The 15,665-nt window shown below is 73.6% G+C and carries 18 protein-coding genes; 11 read left to right on the top strand and 7 right to left on the bottom strand.

The window, feature by feature from the left end; translation table 11 throughout:
• Positions 1-24: 24 nt before the first annotated feature.
• On the top strand, positions 25-1,356 hold the full coding sequence (locus OG309_RS06180; RefSeq protein WP_329418800.1) for an aminotransferase class I/II-fold pyridoxal phosphate-dependent enzyme: 1,332 nt from the start codon (positions 25-27) through the stop codon (positions 1,354-1,356).
• Positions 1,357-1,488: 132 nt separating this feature from the next.
• Here OG309_RS06180 and OG309_RS06175 read toward each other — a convergent pair whose 3' ends face one another.
• Positions 1,489-2,556, bottom strand: a complete 1,068-nt coding sequence (locus OG309_RS06175; protein ID WP_329418799.1) for a DMT family transporter — start codon at positions 2,554-2,556, stop codon at positions 1,489-1,491.
• A 74-nt stretch (positions 2,557-2,630) separates the two neighbouring features.
• Here OG309_RS06175 and OG309_RS06170 point away from each other — a divergent pair, with 74 nt between their 5' ends.
• Positions 2,631-3,536, top strand: a complete 906-nt coding sequence (locus tag OG309_RS06170; protein WP_329418798.1) for a LysR family transcriptional regulator — start codon at positions 2,631-2,633, stop codon at positions 3,534-3,536.
• Between the two features lie 15 nt (positions 3,537-3,551).
• Here the strand turns inward: OG309_RS06170 and OG309_RS06165 are convergent, their stop codons facing one another.
• Positions 3,552-4,013, bottom strand: coding sequence for a pyridoxamine 5'-phosphate oxidase family protein (locus tag OG309_RS06165; protein WP_329418796.1), 462 nt, complete (start codon positions 4,011-4,013; stop codon positions 3,552-3,554).
• A 122-nt stretch (positions 4,014-4,135) separates the two neighbouring features.
• Between OG309_RS06165 and OG309_RS06160 the strand changes: the two genes are divergently transcribed.
• Positions 4,136-4,816 (top strand): cysteine hydrolase, encoded by a 681-nt coding sequence (locus OG309_RS06160; protein ID WP_329418795.1) that lies wholly within the window; start codon positions 4,136-4,138, stop codon positions 4,814-4,816.
• On the opposite strand, the gene OG309_RS06155 is transcribed toward OG309_RS06160, so the two are convergent.
• Positions 4,803-5,285 (bottom strand): Rieske (2Fe-2S) protein, encoded by a 483-nt coding sequence (locus OG309_RS06155; RefSeq protein WP_329418794.1) that lies wholly within the window; start codon positions 5,283-5,285, stop codon positions 4,803-4,805. The two genes, OG309_RS06160 and OG309_RS06155, sit on opposite strands and share 14 nt — an antisense overlap.
• 182 nt (positions 5,286-5,467) lie before the next feature.
• Entirely contained in the window at positions 5,468-6,139 is a 672-nt protein-coding gene (locus OG309_RS06150) for an adenosylcobinamide amidohydrolase (RefSeq protein ID WP_329428176.1), read from the bottom strand.
• A 161-nt stretch (positions 6,140-6,300) separates the two neighbouring features.
• Between OG309_RS06150 and OG309_RS06145 the strand changes: the two genes are divergently transcribed.
• The 7 genes from OG309_RS06145 to OG309_RS06115 all read left to right on the top strand — a co-directional run bounded on the left by OG309_RS06145 (position 6,301) and on the right by OG309_RS06115 (position 12,401).
• On the top strand, positions 6,301-7,140 hold the full coding sequence (locus OG309_RS06145) for a HipA family kinase (RefSeq protein ID WP_329418793.1): 840 nt from the start codon (positions 6,301-6,303) through the stop codon (positions 7,138-7,140).
• Positions 7,137-7,520 carry a DUF3037 domain-containing protein gene (locus OG309_RS06140; protein ID WP_329418791.1) on the top strand — a complete coding sequence of 128 codons (384 nt, stop codon included), beginning with the start codon at positions 7,137-7,139 and terminating at the stop codon, positions 7,518-7,520. The genes OG309_RS06145 and OG309_RS06140 overlap by 4 nt, the downstream gene beginning before the upstream one ends.
• A gap of 223 nt (positions 7,521-7,743) precedes the next feature.
• Positions 7,744-8,505, top strand: coding sequence for a 3-oxoacyl-ACP reductase FabG (fabG, locus tag OG309_RS06135; RefSeq protein ID WP_329418790.1), 762 nt, complete (start codon positions 7,744-7,746; stop codon positions 8,503-8,505).
• Positions 8,506-8,530: 25 nt separating this feature from the next.
• The gene (locus OG309_RS06130) at positions 8,531-9,298 is read left to right on the top strand and encodes an SDR family oxidoreductase (protein WP_329418788.1); all 768 of its coding nucleotides are present in this window, start codon (positions 8,531-8,533) and stop codon (positions 9,296-9,298) included.
• Between the two features lie 148 nt (positions 9,299-9,446).
• Entirely contained in the window at positions 9,447-11,027 is a 1,581-nt protein-coding gene (locus OG309_RS06125; protein ID WP_329418787.1) for an ABC transporter substrate-binding protein, read from the top strand.
• Between the two features lie 126 nt (positions 11,028-11,153).
• Complete coding sequence (gene ung, locus OG309_RS06120) at positions 11,154-11,837, top strand: uracil-DNA glycosylase (protein ID WP_329418785.1); 684 nt, start codon at positions 11,154-11,156, stop codon at positions 11,835-11,837.
• Positions 11,838-11,957: 120 nt separating this feature from the next.
• Positions 11,958-12,401 carry a hypothetical protein gene (locus tag OG309_RS06115; protein WP_329428174.1) on the top strand — a complete coding sequence of 148 codons (444 nt, stop codon included), beginning with the start codon at positions 11,958-11,960 and terminating at the stop codon, positions 12,399-12,401.
• Here the strand turns inward: OG309_RS06115 and OG309_RS06110 are convergent.
• The 3 genes from OG309_RS06110 to OG309_RS06100 form a co-directional block, all read right to left on the bottom strand.
• Positions 12,389-12,877, bottom strand: coding sequence for a hypothetical protein (locus OG309_RS06110; protein ID WP_329418783.1), 489 nt, complete (start codon positions 12,875-12,877; stop codon positions 12,389-12,391). The two genes, OG309_RS06115 and OG309_RS06110, sit on opposite strands and share 13 nt — an antisense overlap.
• Positions 12,878-12,987: 110 nt before the next feature.
• On the bottom strand, positions 12,988-13,518 hold the full coding sequence (locus OG309_RS06105) for a DinB family protein (RefSeq protein ID WP_329418781.1): 531 nt from the start codon (positions 13,516-13,518) through the stop codon (positions 12,988-12,990).
• A gap of 78 nt (positions 13,519-13,596) precedes the next feature.
• Positions 13,597-14,196, bottom strand: coding sequence for a TetR/AcrR family transcriptional regulator (locus OG309_RS06100; RefSeq protein WP_329418780.1), 600 nt, complete (start codon positions 14,194-14,196; stop codon positions 13,597-13,599).
• A gap of 171 nt (positions 14,197-14,367) precedes the next feature.
• Here OG309_RS06100 and OG309_RS06095 point away from each other — a divergent pair, with 171 nt between their 5' ends.
• A complete protein-coding gene (locus OG309_RS06095; protein ID WP_329418778.1) occupies positions 14,368-15,561 on the top strand; it encodes an FAD-dependent monooxygenase in 1,194 nt (397 codons plus the stop codon).
• Positions 15,562-15,665: the final 104 nt, after the last annotated feature.

Genomic DNA, 15,665 nt, shown 5'->3' with positions numbered 1-15,665 from the left:
TTGCACTAGTGCATAGTGTGGTTTGTGCTAGGAGAGTATCGGATCGAAGGACGCCGCGCATCGGAGATCGCCGCCAGCGTCGAGCGGGGTGTGGGCGAAGGGGCTCTCGTGCCCGGACAACTGCTGCCTCCCATGCGGGAGTTGGCAGCGGTCCTCGGGGTGAATCCCAATACCGTCGCCGCCGCGTACCGGACCCTGCGCGAGCGCGGTGTGATCGAGACCGACGGGCGGCGGGGCAGTCGGGTGCGCTCCGCGCCCGCCACGACGGCCCGCGGCTCCCTCCGGGTCGAGGCCCCCGAGGGGGTGCGGGACGTGAGCGAGGGCAGCCCGGACCCGGCGCTGCTGCCCCGGCTCGACGAGGCCTTCGCCGCGGTGGCGCGTGCTTACGCCGAGCGGCCGACGCTGTACGGGGAGGCCCCGGTCGACGCCGAGTTCGCGCGGCTCGCGCGGGCCGCCTTCGACGCGGACGGGGTGCCCGCCGGGCCCGTCGGCGTGGCGTCCGGCTCCCTCGACGCGATCGAGCGGGTGCTGGCCGCGCACCTCAGGCCGGGCGACGCCGTCGCCGTGGAGGACCCCGGCTGGGGCAGCCTCCTCGACCTCGTGCCGGCGCTCGGACTGCGGCCCGTACCGGTCGCCGTGGACGACGAGGGGCCGCTGCCCGACGCCGTGGCCCGGGCGCTGCGCGGCGGCGCGCGGGCGGTCATCGTCACCGACCGGGCGCAGAACCCGACGGGCGGCTGCGTGAGCGAGGAGCGGGCCGCCGAGCTGCGCGCCGTCCTCGCCCCCCACCCGGACGTGCTCCTGATCGAGGACGACCACGGGCACGGCATCGTCGCGGAGCCGCCGCACCCGCTCGCCACCGGCGCGGGGCGGTGGGTCTTCGTCCGGTCGGTCGCCAAGGCCTACGGACCGGACCTGCGGATCGCCGCGTTCACCGGGGACCGGGAGACCGTCGACCGGGTGCTCGGGCGCCAGCGGCTCGGCCCCGGCTGGGTCAGCCGGCTGCTCCAGCGCACGGTCGTGCACCTGTGGACCACGGGCGCCGTCGACCCCGTGGCCGTCTCGGCGGCGTACGGGGAACGGCGCGACGGCCTCGTCCGTGCGCTCGCCCGGCGGGGGATCGAGGCGCACGGGCGCGGCGGCATGAACGTCTGGGTGCCGGTCGCCGACGAGACCGGGGCCGTCTCCCGGATGCTCGCCGCGGGCTGGGCGGTCGCCCCCGGCGCCCGCTTCCGCATGGACGCGGGCCCGGCCGTCCGGCTGACCGTCTCCCGGCTCGCCCCGGCCGACGTCGAACCCCTCGCCGACGCCGTCGCCTACGCGGCGGGGCCGGCGCCGGCCCGGAGCTACGGGTGAGCGGAGGGGGCGGGCGGCTGGGACGGAGCCCCGGTGGGCGGGTCGGCTCCGGTCGGCCCCGGTCCGCCGGTCGGTTTCGGCTTCGGTCAGCCGGTCCGCCGGTCCGCCGGTCGGTTTCGGCTTCGGCTCCGGTCAGCCGCGGGCGGCGCCGGCCCGGGCCGGGGGAGCCTGCGTGGGGGGAGCCGCGGCCGCAGGGGCCTCGGACGGGGCGGCTGTGGACGGGGCCACCGCAGCCGGGGCGCCCGCGACGGCGGGCACCGTGGCCGGGGCGGACCGTCCGGTGCGGCGGCGGGGCCCTCGGGTCTGGGTGAGGGCCGCGCCCGCGAGGACCACCACCGCGCCCACCGGGGTGTTCCAGGTGAGGTGCTCGCCGAGCACCGCGACGCCGGCGGCCGTCGCGATGACCGGGATGAAGTAGGTGACCATGGACGCCGTCGTCGGGCCGACCTCCGCCACCACGCCGTACTGGAGCAGCATCGCGCAGCCCGTGCCCAGGGCGCCCAGCGCGATCACCGAGAGCAGCGGCAGGAGCTCGACGTGGGTCGGCAGGCTGGTGAACAGCGGGGTGACCACCGCGAGCTGGAGGGTCGCGAGGCCCACCTGGGAGCCCGCGAGGGCGAGGTTCGACGCGCCGCTGCCGGACAGGGTGCGGCGGACGTAGATCCAGCCCACCGCGTAGCTGAACGAGGCCAGCAGGGCCAGTGCCGTGCCCGTGACGTCCAGGCCCGAGAAGCCCTGCCAGGCGCCGAGGACCGTCAGGACGCCGACGAAACCTATGCCCAGGCCCGCCGCCCGGACGCGGGTCGGCCGGTCCTCCGAGAGTGCGACGAGCGACAGGAGCATGCCCCACAGGGGGGTCGTGGCGTTGCAGATGCCCGCGAGGGTCGACGGGATGGTCAGCTCGGCGTACGAGAACAGCGAGAACGGCAGGGCGTTCAGGAGGAAGGCCGCCACCGTCAGATGGCCCCAGGTGCGGGCGCCGCGCGGGAGCCGGTCCCGCTTCACGACGAAGGCGACGGCCAGCACCGCCGTACCGAACAGGAGACGGCCGAAGGTCACCTGGAAGGGGGCGAAGCCCTCCGTGCCGACCTTGATGAAGAGGAAGCTGAAACCCCAGATCAGGGCCAGCACGCCGAAACGGACGCGCCAGTCGAGGGAGGACCGGGGGCGGGGCGGGGACGGGAGGGCGGGGCTGCTCATGCCGTTCAGGGTGACCGACCCCATCTCTTAGTACAAGCGAGAATTCCTGGAGTCGTCGTCGTAGCATTGCTTACATGTGGAATCTGGAGCGCCTGCGCACCCTGGACGCCGTCGCCCGGCACGGCTCCGTCAGCGGTGCCGCCGAAGGACTGCACGTCACCACCTCGGCCGTCTCCCAGCAGCTGTCGAAACTGGAGCGGGAGGTCGGCCAGCAGCTCCTCGCGAAGAACGGGCGCGGGGTGCGGCTCACCGACGCCGGACTGCTCCTCGCCGAGCACGCCTCGCGCATCCTCTCCCAGGTCCAGCTCGCCCAGGCGGACATCGAGGCGCAGCGCGGGCAGGTGGTCGGCGAGGTGCGCATCGCGGCCTTCCCGACGGCGATGCGGGGGCTGTTCCCCACCGCGATCCGCGCCCTGCGCGCCGCCCACCCCGAACTGCGCGTCCACACCGCCGAGCTGGAGCCCGACCTGGGCGTGCGCGAGGTGCTGCGCGGGGACAGCGACCTCGCCGTGGTCCTGGACTGGAACAACAAGCGGGCGCCCGTCCCGGCCGGTCTCGAACGGGCCAGGCTGCTCGACGACTCCGCCGACGTGGCTCTGCCCGCCGACCACCCGCTCGCCGGGCGGGCGGCGGTGGATCTGGAGGACTTCGCCGACGAGGAATGGGTGTCCTGGCCCGCCGGCGAGTTCTGCCACGACTGGCTCATGTTCACACTCCGGTCCAAGGGCGTCGAGCCCCGGATCGCCCACGTCGCCGGGGACCACCACACCCAGCTCGCCCTGGTCGCCGCCGGGCTGGGCATCTGCGTCGCGCCCCGGCTCGGCCGGCCCCCGGTCATGGACGGGGTCGCCTTCGTGCCGGTGCGCCAGCCCGTACGGCGGCACATCTACGCGACCTGGCGCACCGACGCCGGGCGCCGGCCGTCCATCCGCGCGGTGGTCGAGGCGCTGCGGGAGGCGGGCGCGCCGCTGGGCGACTGAGGGCCGTCGCCGGAGCTACCCCATCTTGCGGAAGTCCCAGGACGCGACGGCCTCCGGAGTCAGGCGCATCCAGGCGTGCCGCCCGTCGTGCGGCATGGCGTCCAGTCCGAAGTTCTTCGCCGCGAAGAGGCGTTCGACGGTCTCCAGTTCCGCGCACGGCTTGCCGGTGCGCGGCGCCTCGCCCACGAACTCCACGGTGCCCGACAGCTCCACCCCGCGCAGCTCCCCGTACTCCACGCCGTCGTCCACCACGACGGCGATCCGGGGCCGGGCGCGCAGTTCGGCCCAACGGCGGCTGCGGGTCAGGGAGTACAGCCACAGCGAGGTGCCGTCCCAGGCGAACCAGAGGGCGCTGACGTGCGGCCGCCCGTCGGCCGACACGGTCGCGACCCGGCAGGTGCGCTGTTCCGTGAGGAAGGTGTCGAGCTCGGCCGGGGTCATCATGATCCGGCGTCCACGGCGCTGTGCGACGGTCATCGTCCGCACCCTTCTGGATTTCTGACGAGGTGTCAGAAATCATGGGGGGTCCGGCGCCCGGTGGCAAGGAGTGCGCCGGGGCCGACAGGACCGCAACGGCGGCGACGACCGAGGAGGAGACCGTGGGACACGCGGAACAACTCAGGGAACAGCTGGCCCCCGACGGCGCCGTGCTGCTCACCGTCGAATGCCAGCAGGGCGTCGTCGGCCGCGACAGCGCCCTGCCCGAACTCGCCGCCGCCGCCCGCTCGTCGGGCGCGCTGCACAACGTGGCCCGGCTGGTCGCCGCCGCGCACGGCGCCGACGTCCAGGTGCTGCACGCCGTCGCCGAGCGGCGGCCCGACGGGCGCGGCGCCAACCACAACGCCCGCCTCTTCCGCGCCGCCGCCCGGCTCCCCGTGCAGCAGCACACCGGAAGCTCCGCCGTACGCATCGCCGAACCGATCGAGGTCGCCGAACAGGACCTCGTCGTACGCCGGCTGCACGGGCTCTCGCCCCTCGCCGGCACCGACGTCGACGCGCTGCTGCGCAACCTCGGCTGCCGCACCCTCGTCGTCACCGGCGTCTCCGCCAACGTGGCCGTCCCCAACGCCGTGTTCGACGCCGTCAACCTCGGCTACACCGTCGTCGTGCCCGGCGACGCCATCGCGGGGGTGCCGGCCGACTACACCCCCGCGGTGATCCGGAACACGCTCGCCCTGGTCGCCACCATCGCGACCACCGACGAGGTGCTCGGCTGCTGGAAGGCCCCGCGCCGGGCCCCCGCGCCGCGCTCCGGACCAGGCGGCGTCAGCCGAGCCTGATCGCGTCGCCCGTCACCTCGATCGGGGTCGGCTCCAGCGGGCTGGACGCCGGGCCCTGCTTGACGCTGCCGTCCGAGAAGTCGAAACGGCTCTGGTGACAGGGGCACACGATGACCCCGTCGGCGACCGAGCCCACCGTGCAGCCCGCATGGGTGCAGCGCGCCGAGAAGGCCTTGAACTCGCCCTTCTTGGGCTGCGTGACCACCACGCCCCGGTCGGCGAGCACCTTCCCGCCGCCGACCGGGATGTCGTCGGTCCGCGCGAGCGGCGGGGTCTGCGAGGCACCGCCCGACGCGTCCGTGCCGCCCGAGGCGTCGGCGCCACCGGACCCGTCGGCGCCGCTCGTGCCGCCCTTGCCGCCCGTCGCGCCGTCACCGTCCGAGGAGCCGCCGCCGCAGGCCGCGAGGGCCGCGACGAGACCCGCGCCGCCCGCCGCCGCGACGACTGTCCTGCGCCCCACACCGCTCATGCCACACCCCTTGTGATCCGCTTCCGATCCGCCGCTACCCGGATTCCCGGACGACCCGCGCCATGTTTCCCGAAGAACACCGCCCCCCGCCACGGTCCGTGGCGTGTTCACGGGCCACCGACAGGGAGGACCGGGCCGCACCGCACGCCGGGAGCGGCACCCCGCACGGATCCGGAGCCCCCTCACAGCAGGCCCGCGCAGGCCTCCCGGGTCGCCCGGTGCACCGCGCGGGCCAGGCGCGCGCCCCAGAGGGAGCGGGGACCGGCGAACGGCTCGGCCGACGCCCCGGGCCCGGCGGCGGGGCAGGCGACGCAGACCGCGTCCGTCGGCGTTCCGGAGGCGTCGGCGCCCAGCTCCACCAGGGCCTGGACCTTCGCCTCGGTGGCTGTCGCGACGGCGTTGACCAGTGCCGCGTCGGTGAGCGGCACCGGGAGCGACACGATGATGTTGATGGTGCCGGGGCGCGGCGCGCCCAAGGCGCCGGTCTCCGGGGCGGCCGCCCACCCCCGTACCCCTATGCCCGCCGTCACGACGGCCTCGGCGCCGCCGTCCGCGGCGAACCGGCGGTCGTCGACGGCAGCGGCCGTCATCAGGCCCACGCCGGCGCCGCCGAGCCCGGCCCGCGCGGCCAGGGATCCCAGGTGGGCGACGGGGTCGCGGCGCGCGTACCCCGGGGGCACCTGGGCGTTGACCACCCAGTCGCGGGCGCCGATGCCGCCGCCGAGGACGGCGCTCGACACCATCCGGGTGCCGGGCCCGGGCGCCCACACCAGCAGGGGCCAGCGGCGCCCGTCCTCCTCGTGGCCGAGCAGGACGGCGTCGGCGAGCGCGGGCGTGGCGGGAGGGGTTCGCAGGAGCACCCCGCACCTTAACGCGGGGGCCAGGGGCGCACGTCGGGCCGTGTCCGGGAACGCCCCGCCCGGCTCCCCGGGCTGACGGCGCCGCCTTCCGGACACGACCTAGGCTGAGGGCGGAGCCCCCAAGGGCTCCTGAAACGATTGGACAGCCTCGGAACATGCTTACAGAGGTGACCGCGACGCGCTATGTCACGCCCTTGCGTGAGGGCGGCTCGCTCCCCGGGATCGTCGAGGCGGACGACCTCGGCACGTACGTCATGAAATTCACCGGCGCCGGGCAGGGCCGCAAGACCCTGGTCGCCGAAGTGATCTGCGGGCAGCTCGCCCGGCGGCTCGGGCTGCGGGTGCCGGAGCTGGTCGCCATCCAGCTCGACCCGGTCATCGGGCTCTCCGAGCCCGACCAGGAGGTGCAGGAGCTGCTCAAGGCGAGCGGCGGACTCAACCTCGGCATGGACTTCCTGCCCGGCTCGCTCGGCTTCGATCCGCTCGCCTACGAGGTGGATCCGAAGGAGGCCGGCAAGGTCGTCTGGTTCGACGCCGTGATCAACAACGTCGACCGGTCCTGGCGGAACCCCAACATGCTGGTCTGGCACGGCGACCTGTGGCTCATCGACCACGGCGCCACCATGATCTGGCACCACAACTGGCCCGGGGCCCAGGCCTCCGCCGCCAAGCCCTACGACGCCTCGGACCACGCCCTGGCCCCCTTCGGGCCCGACGTCGCGGCCGCGGCGGCCGAGCTGGCGCCCCTGGTGACCCGCGAACTGCTCGACGAGGTCGCCGCCGACGTGCCCGACGAGTGGCTGGTCGACGAGCCCGGCTTCGCGAGCACCGACGAGCTGCGGGCCGCCTACGTGGCGGCGCTGCTGCCGCGGGCCGCGACGATCCACGAGCGCATCACCCTCGGCCCCCGCACCGAGCGGCGGCCCCAGCAGGCCCCCGGCTGGCTCGCCGAACGCCTCGCCCCGCGCCCCACCCAGAAGGACAGCACCACGTGACCGATCGCGATGTCTTCGAGTACGCACTGCTGCGCGTCGTGCCCCGGGTGGAGCGCGGCGAGTGCTTCAACGCCGGTGTGGTCGTCTACTGCCGGGCCCGCTCCTTCGTGGCCGCCCGCACCCACCTGGACACGGCGAAGCTGACCGTGCTCGACCCGGCCGCCGACGTCGCCGGCGTACGCGCCGCGCTGCGCGCGGTCGAGGGCGTCTGCCTCGGCGGAGCCGACGCGGGCCAGGCCGCCGGGGACGACGCCGGGCGGCGCTTCCGCTGGCTGATCGCGCCCCGCTCGACGGTGGTCCAGCCGGGGCCGGTGCACACCGGTCTCACGACCGACCCCGAGGCCGAGGTGGAACGCCTGCTCGACCTGCTGGTCCGCTAGGGCGCATCCGTCGCGCGGCGAGCTCGAACGGTGCTCGAACGGGTCTCGTGCGAAGCTCCCGCGCGAGTGAGCCGGTGCACCCGGTGGGCCGTTGACACCGGGTGCCAGGGCTTCTAGCGTCTCGTCTGCGGACGATACTAAGCGGTCGCTCATGTGCGGGAGAGCGGGCGGCCGCCGGTACGGACCGTATCCAGGGATGATCCAAGGGCGAGGAGAACCAAGCATGTCCACCACCGAGCAGCGCGTAGCCGTCGTCACCGGTGCGGCTCGCGGCATCGGAGCCGCAACCGCCGTCCGGCTCGCCGCCGAGGGCCGTGCCGTCGCCGTACTCGACCTCGACGAGGCGGCCTGCAAGGACACCGTCGAGAAGATCACCGCCGCGGGCGGCACCGCGCTCGCCGTCGGCTGTGACGTCTCCGACAGCGCCCAGGTGGAGGCCGCCGTCGCGCGCGTCGCCGCCGAGCTCGGTGCGCCGACGATCCTCGTCAACAACGCGGGCGTGCTCCGCGACAACCTGCTCTTCAAGATGTCCGAGTCGGACTGGGACCTCGTGATGAACGTGCACCTCAAGGGCGCGTTCCTGATGGCCAAGGCCTGCCAGAAGCACATGGTGGACGCGGGCTTCGGCCGGATCGTCTCGCTCTCCTCCTCCTCGGCGCTCGGCAACCGCGGCCAGGCCAACTACTCCGCCGTCAAGGCCGGTCTGCAGGGCCTGACGAAGACCCTCGCCAAGGAGCTCGGCAAGTTCGGCGTCACCGCCAACGCCGTCGCCCCCGGCTTCATCGTCACCGAGATGACCGCGCAGACCGCCGAGCGGGTCGGCATGGGCTTCGAGGAGTTCCAGGCCGCGGCCGCCTCGATGATCCCGGTCCAGCGGGTCGGCCGCCCCGAGGACGTCGCCAACGCCATCGCCTTCTTCACGGGCGACGACGCCGGTTTCGTCTCCGGCCAGGTCATGTACGTGGCCGGCGGCCCGCTCAACTGACGCACGGGAGCGGGAGGAGAACGCGATGAGCGCGCAGGAACTGCCCGAGCTCTCGGGCAAGGTCGCCCTGGTCACCGGCGCGAGCCGGGGCATCGGCTACGGCGTCGCCGAGGCCCTGGTCGCCCGCGGCGACCGGGTCTGCATCACCGGACGGGGCGAGGAGGCCCTCAAGGAGGCCGTGGAGCGGCTCGGCGCCGACCGGGTGATCGCCGTGCCCGGCAAGGCGCACGACGAGGCCCACCAGGCCGCTGCGGTCGCCGCCACCATGGAGGCCTTCGGCCGGGTGGACTTCCTGGTCAACAACGCCGGCACCAACCCGGTCTTCGGGCCGATCGCCGAGCTGGACCTGAACGTGGCCCGCAAGGTCTTCGAGACCAACGTGGTGTCGGCCCTCGGATTCGCCCAGCAGACCTACCGGGCGTGGCAGAAGGAGCACGGCGGGGCGATCGTGAACATCGCCTCGATCGCCGGCCTCGCCCCGTCGCCGTTCATCGGCGCGTACGGGATGAGCAAGGCGGCCATGATCAACCTGACCCTCCAGCTGGCGCACGAGTTCGCGCCCTCGGTCCGGGTCAACGCCATCGCCCCGGCCGTCGTGAAGACGAAGTTCGCCGCGGCGCTGTACGAGGGGCGGGAGGCCGAGGCGGCCGCCCCGTACCTCCTCGGCCGGCTCGGCGAGCCGCAGGACATCGGCGGCGCGGCGGCCTTCCTCACTTCGGCCCAGTCGGACTGGATCACCGGCCAGACGCTCGTCGTCGACGGCGGTCTTTTCCTGAACGCCGGTGTCGGGTGACCGATATCCGGACACTTTCCTGAATTCATGACCGGTTTGGCCCCGGTTATGTGCTGAATGCCTCAAGTGCCCCGCCAGGGTCGAACATTGACCTGGCGGGGCGCTGCGGTATCGTCGGCCGACCCCAGGCTGAACGAGGAGCGTGCACGTGTTCAACCGGACCAGTCTGCAGGCCGCTGCAGCCCTTGCGTCCATATCCCTCCTGTCCGGATGCAGTGTGTTTTCGGACGGTGAATCCGCAGGGGATCAGAGAATCGTCGTCGGTACGACGAGTTCTCCGTCCACGCTTGATCCGGCGGCCGCCTGGGACAATTCCTGGGAGCTTTTCCGGAATGTCTTCCAGACGCTCGTGAGTTTCCCGACCGGCAGCACCAGTCCGCAGTCGGACGCGGCGGACTGCAAGTTCAAGGAGGGGAGCTCGAGCCGGGTCTTCGAGTGCGTCCTCCATGACGGTCTGACCTTCTCGAACGGGCACAAGCTGGACGCCCAGGCCGTCCAGTACTCGATCGAGCGCATCCGCACGATCGACGTCCAGGGCGGCCCCAACGGCATGCTGGGCTCGCTCGACAAGGTCGAGGCGACCGACGACCGCACGGTGGTCTTCCGGCTGAACAAGTCGGACGCGACCTTCCCGTTCATCCTCGCCACCCCGGCCATGTCCATCGTCGACCCGGCCGAGTACCCGGCGGACAAGCTCCGCAAGGACGGCAAGCTGGTCGGCTCCGGCCCGTACGTCCTCGACTCGTACGCCGAGGGCCAGAAGGCCGAGCTGACGGGCAACCCCAGCTACAAGGGCTTCGCCGACCGCAAGAACGGCGGCGTGACCATTCGGTACTTCAAGGAGTCCGAGCCGATGGTCGCGGCCCTGAAGAAGAAGGAGATCGACGCCACCTACCGCGGCCTCACCGCCGAGGAGGTCGTCGCGCTCCAGGCCGACAAGCCGGAGAACAAGGGGCTCCAGCTCGTCGAGTCCACCGGCGCGGACATCCGCTACCTGGTCTTCAACACCCGTGACGACTCCGTCGCCCGGCTGCCCGTCCGCAAGGCCATCGCGCAGCTCGTCGACCGCGACGAGCTGGTGAACAAGGTCTACCAGGGCACGGCCGAGCCGCTGTACTCGATGGTCCCCAAGGGCATCTCGGGCCACACCACCAAGTTCTACGACCGCTTCGGTGGCCCCGACGCGTCCAAGGCGAAGTCCATCCTGCGCAACGCCGGCATCACCAAGCCGGTCAAGCTGGACTTCTGGTACACCACCGACCGGTACGGCTCCGCGACCGCCGTCGAGTTCGCCGAACTCAAGCGGCAGCTGGAGGAGAGCGGCCTCTTCGAGGTCACCCTCCACGGCAAGCCGTGGAAGGAGTTCCAGGCGGGCTACCAGAAGGGCCAGTACCCGGTCTTCGGCCGCGGCTGGTTCCCCGACTTCCCGGACCCGGACAACTTCGTCGCCCCCTTCGTGGGCAAGGAGAACGTCCTCGGCACCCCGTACGTCAGCCCGAAGATCACCGACGAGCTGATCCCGAAGTCCCGGCGCGAGAGCGACCGCGGGGCCGTCACGGACGAGTTCGCGCAGGCCCAGGAGATCATGGTGCAGGACGTCCGGCTGCTCCCGCTGTGGCAGGGCAAGCTGTACATCGCGGCCAGCGAGGACATCGGCGGCGGCGAGCGGGCCCTCGACCCGCAGACCGTCATGCAGTTGTGGGAGCTCAGCCGCCGCACCAGCTGGTAGCCGTCCGAGCCCGCCGATCCGCCGTCCGCCGTCCGCCCCCGAGGGGGCGGACGGCGGACGGCGTTGTCAGTGGCTCCCGGTAGGTTCTCGTACGTAAAGGCGAAACACCCACCGGAGGTTGTGGACGTGACCGACACCGACATGCTGCCCGAGTCCTGGCGCGGCGTCCTCGGCGACGAGCTGCAGAAGCCGTACTTCAAGCAGCTCACCGAGTTCGTCGAGGAGGAGCGGGCCAACGGGCCGGTCTACCCGCCGCGCGAGGAGGTCTTCGCGGCCCTCGCCGCGACCCCCTTCGACCAGGTGAAGGTCCTGGTCCTCGGCCAGGACCCCTACCACGGCGAGGGTCAGGGCCACGGGCTCTGCTTCTCCGTCCGTCCCGGCGTGAAGACCCCGCCCTCGCTGCGCAACATCTACAAGGAGATGCAGGCCGAGCTCGGGCACCCGGTCCCCGACAACGGCTATCTGATGCCGTGGGCCGAGCAGGGCGTCCTGCTGCTCAACGCGGTGCTCACCGTCCGCGCCGGCGAGGCGAACTCGCACAAGGGCAAGGGCTGGGAGAAGTTCACCGACGCGGTGATCACGGCCGTGGCCTCCCGGCCCGACCCGGCGGTCTTCGTGCTCTGGGGCAACTACGCGCAGAAGAAGCTCCCGCTCATCGACGAGGAGCGGCACGTGGTGGTGAAGGGCGCCCACCCCTCGCCGCTCTCGGCGAAGAAGTTCTTCGGCTCCCACCCCTTCACCCAGATCGACGAGGCCGTCGCCGCCCAGGGGCACGAGCCGATCGACTGGCGCATCCCCGACCTCGGCTGAGCCTCGGCCGGATCCGGTGCGGCTGCGGCTAGCGTCGGATCCGGCCCGTTCTACCGGGGGCCGGATCGACAGCGCGTGGAGGTCGCAGTGACCGGGCAGCAGGTGTCGGACGACGGCGTCATGACCAGGATCGGGCAGGCGATGATGCTCCTCCACGGCGGGGACAGGGAAGAGGCCCGCAACCGCTTCGTCGAGATCTGGGCGCAGCTCGGACCGGACGGCGACCCGCTGCACCGCTGCACCCTCGCCCACTACATGGCCGACGCGCAGGACGACCCCGACACCGAGCTGGCGTGGGACCTGCGGGCCCTGACGGCCGCCGAGGGGCTCGACGAGGACCGGCTGGCCCGCCACGGCTCGGCGGTGGCGCTCCGCGCGCTCTACCCCTCGCTCCACCTCAACCTGGCCGCCGACTACGTGAAGCTGGCCCGCCCGGACGCGGCCCGCGTCCACCTGGACCGGGCCCGCGCCGCCTCCGTGGTCCTGGACGACGACGGTTACGGCAACGGGGTGCGGGCCGCGATCGAGCGCCTGGAGGTACGGCTGCGGGGTCAGCGCCCGTAGGTGCCACGGCAGATCCTCGCCTGCTCGCTGTCCGGGCTCCAGCCGCCGTACCGCGAGCCCAGCTCGCAGAGCTCGGCGGCGGAGCGCGGCGGGTCGAGGAGTCCGGGCAGGTCGATGTCCGGGTGGCGGTGCCGCTGCCCGGGCGCGGTGGACGGGTGTGGCCTCTTCGCGTGGTGCCGCGCGGAGCCGGACGTGCCGCCGGGGTCGGTGCCCCGCCCGTCGCGCCCGTCGTCCGTGCCGCGCTGCCGAGCGACGGACGCGCGGGGCTCCGGCGTCGGGTCGGGCATCGCCGCCTCCAGGGCCTCCCGGGCGGGGCCCTGGACGATCTGCGGCGCGACGTCCTGGCCGGGCCGCTGGTCCGCCGGACTCGGGGCCGGCGCGGGAGCCGCGGGCGGCGCCTCCACCGCGACACAGCCCGAGAGCGCGGCCATCGCGACGCCGGCCAGGATCCTCACTGTGGTTCTGGTTCCATGCACCCGCGCAACTCTGCTGGTCGGACCGCGTCCCTCACACCCCTACTCGCGGGGAATGCCCCGCATGAGTGATCACCCCGACGCGAGCTGACCCGGGTCGTCCGGGCGGGGGCTCAGTCCCCGGTGGCGCCGTCGATCCGCTCCCGGATGAGGTCGGCGTGGCCGTTGTGGCGCGCGTACTCCTCGATCATGTGGAGGTAGATCCAGCGCAGGTTGAAGGTCCTGCCGGTGCGGTGGGTCCCGCTGCCCGGCTCGTCGAGCCCGCGGCCGGCGGCGTTGGCCCTGGCGACGGCGATCTCGCCCTGCCAGGTCGCGTAGGCCTCCTCCCAGGTGTCCTCGTCGGTGACGTGGATGTCGGCGTCGTGGTCCGCCTTGGTGGTGTAGATCCAGTCGGCTTCCTGCTCGCCGGCCAGGACGCGCCGGAACCAGCCGCGCTCGACCTCGGCCATGTGGCGGACCAGGCCCATCAGGTTGAGGTCCGAGGGCGGGGCGGAGGCGGTGCGCAGCTGGGCGTCGTCGAGGCCCTCGCACTTCGCCGCCAGGGTCGCGCGATGGAAGTCGAGCCACTGCTCCAGTGCCTCGCGTTCGCCGGTGAGGGTGTCGGGGTCGACACGGGCGCCGGTTTCGGTCTGTTCGGTGGTCATGCCCCGCATCGTCGCCCATGATCGTCCGGCGGGCCAGTGCTTTGCGGGGCCTTCACGCGGTGCGAGCGTGCGGGCCGTTCACCGGCCGAGCAGGCCGCGCAGCAACTCGGCGAAGCCGGTCCGGAGTTCCGCCAGGCCGGGCACGGCGGCGTGGAAGGAGCCGGCCGCGCAGGAGAACATCAGCCCCTCGCACCAGGCGATGAGCGACAGCGCGTGCCGCTCGGGAGCGGGCGAGCCGGCCTCGGCCATCATCGCGGTCACCGGAGCGTGGAAGACCGAGCCCGCGGTGTCGAAGAAGGTCCGCAGCTCGGGGCGGCGGGTGGCCTCCAGGGCCAGCTCGTAGCGGGAGACGAGCAGCGCCCGGTGGTCGGTGAGGTAGCGGTGCAGGGCGAGTGCGAGCGCCTCCACGAGCGCGTCGGGCCCGGCGTCTGCCGAGGGCAGCTCGTCCGGGGTGAGCACCGCCGCCTCCCGCTGCACCTGGCGGCGGACGGCGGTCTCCAGGAGGGCCTGGCGGGTGCGCGCGTGGTTGGAGGTGGACCCCTGGGGGAGCCCGGCCCGCTCGTCGACGGCGCGGTGGGTGAGCCCGCGCATGCCGCGCTCGACGAGCAGGTCGAGGGCGGCGTCGCCGATCCGGTCGGCGCGGGTGGGCGGGGTGTCGGGGGTCCGTGCGGCGGTCATGGGGACAACTTAGCGACCGCGCGGAGGAGTCCGGAACTACGTGTGTAGTGAATGCGCGGCGAGGGGCTGTCGCGGGGACTACGGCTGTAGTACGTTCTTCTCGTCACTACAGCTGTAGTCCCCGTGGCCGGTCCTGCACCGGGCCGCGGGGGTGATCTCCGAGGGGGAGCCATGGAACAGCACCGGCACCGTGCAGTCGTCGTCGGAGCGGGCATCGGGGGCCTCACCGCCGCCGTCGCCCTGCGCGCCCGCGGCTGGGACGTCACCGTCCTGGAGCGCGCCACCGGCCTCGCCCCGGTCGGCGCCGGGATCGGCCTCGCCCCCAACGCCCTGCGCGCCCTCGACGTGATCGGCCTCGGCGACCCGGTCCGCGACCTCGCCGCCTGGCAGGGCGACGGCGGCATGCGCCGCCCGGACGGCCGCTGGCTCGCCCGGACCGACGCCGGGGCCGCCGCCGCACGCTTCGGCGGGCCGCTCGTCCTGCTGCACCGGTCCACCCTCGTCGACCTGCTCCTGTCCGCCCTGCCCGCGGACACCGTGCGCACCGGAACCGCCGCCGTCCTCACCGACCCGGGCAGCGCCCACCGCCCCGCCCTGGTCGCCACCCCGGACGGCACGCACGAGGCCGACCTCGTCGTCGCCGCCGACGGCATCCGCTCCGCGGTCCGCGGCACCCTCTTCCCCGCCCACCCCGGGCCCCGCTACTCCGGCTTCACCACCTGGCGGGTCGTCATCCCCGCACCCGCCGAACCCTTCGCCCCGCACGAGACCTGGGGCCCCGGGCGCCTGTGGGGCAGCCAGCCCCTCAAGGACGGGCGGGTCTACGCGTACGCCATGGCCGCCGCACCCGCCGGGGACCACGCGCCCGACGGCGAGAGGGCCGCGCTCCAGCGCCTGTTCGGCGACTGGCACCACCCCGTCCCCGCCGTCCTGGCCGCCGCCGACGAGTCCGCCGTCCTGCGCCACGACGTCCACCACCTCATCGACCCGCTGCCCGCGTTCCACCGAGGCCGGACGGCACTGCTCGGCGACGCCGCCCACGCCATGCAGCCCACCCTCGGGCAGGGCGGCAACCAGGCCATCGAGGACGCGATCGTCCTCGCCCACCACGCGGGACACGGCCTGCCCGTGCCGACCGCCCTCGCCGCCTACACCGCCGACCGGCTGCCGCGCACCAGCGCCCTGGTCCGCAAGGCCGCCCGCACCGGCCGACTCGCGCTGCTCTCCGCCCGCCCCGCCGTCGCCCTGCGGAACACGGCCGTCAGCGCCGTCTCCCGATTCGGCCCCGGACTCGTGCTGCGCGGCTTCGACGGCATCGCGGACTGGAGGCCGCCCGTCGACGCCGTACCGCCGCGCGTAAGCTGACCGGCGCGTACGGCCCTCCGGGGGACGGAAGCGAACGAGCGCACAGCGACACAGCGCGACAGCGACACAGCGCGACAGCGACACAGCGCAACAGCGACACAGCG

This window comes from Streptomyces sp. NBC_01268 (assembly GCF_036240795.1).
Taxonomy (GTDB): Bacteria; Actinomycetota; Actinomycetes; order Streptomycetales; family Streptomycetaceae; genus Streptomyces.
The sequence above is the reverse complement of the archived record's forward strand: the minus strand, read 5'-3'. Positions and strand labels throughout refer to the sequence as shown.